General features: G+C 60.8%; 3 protein-coding genes. 2 read left to right on the forward strand and 1 reads right to left on the reverse strand.

All coding sequences use genetic code 11. From position 1 onward, the window contains the following. Positions 1-589, forward strand: a 589-nt coding sequence (locus PF446_RS05330; protein ID WP_298070212.1) for a 16S rRNA pseudouridine(516) synthase, incomplete at its 5' end; no start/stop codon positions are given. A gap of 46 nt (positions 590-635) precedes the next feature. Next, positions 636-2198 carry a YdiU family protein gene (locus tag PF446_RS05335; RefSeq protein WP_298070214.1) on the forward strand — a complete coding sequence of 521 codons (1563 nt, stop codon included), beginning with the start codon at positions 636-638 and terminating at the stop codon, positions 2196-2198. Positions 2199-2202: 4 nt separating this feature from the next. On the opposite strand, the gene PF446_RS05340 is transcribed toward PF446_RS05335, so the two are convergent. Next, on the reverse strand, positions 2203-3573 hold a 1371-nt coding region (locus PF446_RS05340; RefSeq protein WP_298070213.1), incomplete at its 5' end, for an FMN-binding glutamate synthase family protein.

Here is a 3573-nt window from a genome sequence, read left to right on the forward strand (position 1 = left end):
GCTGGATCCACCACAGGGAATCGTGATCATGATGCACAAGCCGTTGGGCGTGGTCTGTTCACACAAGGGTGAAGGTGAGCGCGTCTACGATCTTCTGCCCGAGCGCTTCACGCGACGGCGCCCGCAAATTTCAAGCATCGGTCGACTGGATCGTGATTCCAGTGGTCTGCTGCTTTTCACCGATGATGGCCAGTTTCTGCACCGGGTGATCTCACCGCGCAGTCATGTGCCCAAGAGGTACCGTGTCCGGCTGGAAAGAGACCTGAACGGTGAGGAAGCGGATCTGTTCGCTGCTGGCCAATTGGTGCTCAAGGGCGAGGACACACCAGTGGGGCCCGCGATGCTGGAGGTGATCGATCCACGCAATGCCCGCATCACGATCCATGAGGGACGCTATCACCAGGTACGGCGGATGTTCGCCGCCGTTGGAAACCATGTTCAGGACCTGCATCGTGAAGCGATCGGTGGCCTGATGCTGGATGATCTCGAGCCGCGGGCATGGCGCATGCTGCAGGCATCCGAGATGGCGTCCATCATGGCCCCGAACGCGGACACTTGTGATTCATCCACAGAGACCGGATCTCCCTGACATGCATGCAGATGATCAACACGTAACCGCAACCCCGGGTTCCGAGTTGCCGGCATTGAAATTCGACAATGCGTTCGTACGTGCCTTGCCTGGCGATCCTGAGCGCAAGTCGCTCGAACCGCGCAGCGTGTCGGGCGCGGTGTATTCCCTTGTCCAGCCGCAAGCCATGCCCGCGCCGAAGCTTCTGGCCTGGTCGCCGGAATTGGCCCGAAGGATCGGATTTACCCAGAAACAGGTGCAATCCGAGGCCTTCGCTCAGGTCTTTTCCGGAAACCTTCAGCTGGATGGCATGCAGCCGTTCGCCACCAATTACGGCGGACACCAGTTTGGCCATTGGGCCGGACAGCTCGGCGATGGTCGTGCGATTTCGCTGGGAGAGTTGATCGATGCGGATGGATGCCGGCTGGAACTGCAGCTGAAGGGAGCCGGACGCACACCCTATTCACGTGGTGCAGACGGACGAGCGGTGTTGCGTTCCTCGATCCGCGAGTTCCTTTGCAGCGAAGCCATGCACCATCTGGGCATCCCCACGACGCGTGCACTGTCGCTGGTTGCCACGGGAGAGTCGGTGCTGCGGGACATGTTCTACGACGGTCATCCTGCACCTGAGCCGGGTGCCATCGTGTGTCGCACCGCGCCCTCATTCATTCGTTTTGGCCATTTCGAGCTGCCTGCCAGTCGCGGCGATACGAGGTTGCTGGAACAACTGGTCGAGTTCACCATCGAACGCGATTTTTCCGAGTTGCCCGGGAGCGGTGCCGCCCGCCGCGCGGAATGGTTTTCCGAGGTTTGTGCCCGTACGGCGCGCATGGTTGCCGAATGGATGCGCGTGGGTTTCGTTCACGGCGTGATGAATACCGACAACATGTCGATCCTGGGACTGACCATCGATTACGGGCCGTATGGCTGGATCGATGATTTCGATCCGGACTGGACACCCAACACCACAGATGCTCAGGGGCGCAGGTACCGCTTCGGCCATCAGCCGCGCGTGGCCTACTGGAATCTGACCCGGCTGGCAGGAGCGCTGGTGTCGGTGATGGACAACGACCAGGCGTTGCATGCGGGCTTGCAGCGTTACCTGGATGTCTATGCCGCCTGTGATCGCAGGATCGTGGCTGCGAAACTGGGGCTGTCCGAGTGCGCGGACGAGGACATCGAGCGGATGCAGGACCTGCACCAGATCATGCGCGATGCGCAAATGGACATGAGCATCACCTACCAGGCGCTATCGGAGATCGATCCCTCGCATCCGTCCGTCGAACCGCTGCAACCGGCGTTTTACGACACCAGTTTGGCGCAGCGTCACGGGGATGCATTGAGAACCTGGCTCTCCGGTTATGTGGGGCGCCTGCTTCGGGACCCGCTCGATGCGCAGGCCCGCCGCACGCGCATGCATGCCGCCAATCCTCGGTTCGTGTTGCGCAATTACCTGGCACAACAATCCATTGATCGCGCAACGCAGGGAGACTACGCAGGCATTTCCGAATTGCTCGATGTCATGCGCCGACCGTATGACGAACAGCCGGGCAGAGAAGCGTTTGCCGCGCGACGCCCGGAGTGGGCCCGGCACCGCGCGGGCAGCTCGATGCTTTCCTGCAGTTCCTGAGGTTTCAGAATGCCTCGGCGCTTGCCTTGGACCAGTCGTAGGCGTATCTGACCGGGATGCTTTCGCCGAGCAGGGCACCTTCCTCGATATCCGGATACAGCTCCTGGAAACTGCGCGCCTTTTGATCGGGCTGGCGTTCGAAAATATGTTCGGGATTCAGCTGATCCGGATGCGCCACGCCGATCGAACCGGTCATGTCGAGAAAACTGCGGATCGTTGCCGCGTGGTATCGCTTGACGTCCATCGCGCGCTGGTCGACGTTGACCGCGCGTGCTCGCCGTGGGTCCTGGGTAGCCACACCGGTAGGGCAGGTGTTGGTGTGGCAGCGCAGCGCCTGGATGCAGCCTACGGCGAACATCATGGGGCGGGCCACGTTGCACAGGTCCGCGCCAATGGCGATCTTGTGCATCATGTCGAAGCCATCGGTGATCTTGCCGCTGGCGATCAGCCGGATATCCTTGCGTAAGCCACAGCCAATCAGTGCGTTGTGTACCCAGGGCAGGGCCTCGTCAATGCACAGTCCCAGACGGTCGGAATATTCCACGGGTGCCGCGCCGGTTCCGCCTTCGGCACCGTCCACGGTAATGAAATCAGGCAGGATGCCGGTGTCCAGCATGGCCTTGCAGATCCCCAGAAATTCGCTGCGCCGGCCGACACACAATTTGAACCCGACGGGCAACCCACCACTCAGCTTTCTGAGTCGCTGCACGAATTCAAGCAGGCCACGCGGTGAATCAAACTCCGGATGCGCTGCCGGTGAAATGCAGTCTTCCCCCATGGGGACGCCGCGGATCTCGGAAATTTCCTTGTCGACCTTGGCCGCTGGCAGCACGCCACCGTGGCTGGGTTTGGCACCCTGGGATATCTTGATCTCGATCATCCGGATCTCTTCCTTACGTGCCTTCGATTTGAACTGCTCGTCATCGAAGCGTCCCTCCTTGGTGCGACAACCGAAATAGCCGGAACCGATCTCCCAGATCACGTCGGCGCCATATTTGAGATGGTACGGCGTGAGGCCACCCTCGCCGGTGTCCTGTGCGAAACCTCCCAGTTTGGCACCCTTGTTCATGGCCATCACCGCGTGGCTGCTGAGCGCACCGAAACTCATCGCGGAAATGTTCAGGCGCGAACTGTCATAGGGCTTTTCGCATTGCGGCCCACCGATGCTCACGCGCGCAGCGGATTCGGGCACCTTCTTCACCGCAATCGAATGCAGGGCCAGCTTGTAGCCGTTGCTGTCCACGTCGTACTCAGTGCCAAACGGATGCACGGCTTCCTGGCCATGGGCACGGGACTTGATCAGTGCGCGTTCCTGGCGCGTGTAGGGGCGGCCGCTCTTGTCGCTTTCCAGAAAATACTGCCGAATCTCCGGACT

Origin of the sequence: Oleiagrimonas sp. (assembly GCF_027858935.1) — a bacterium.
GTDB lineage: Bacteria > Pseudomonadota > Gammaproteobacteria > Xanthomonadales > Rhodanobacteraceae > Oleiagrimonas.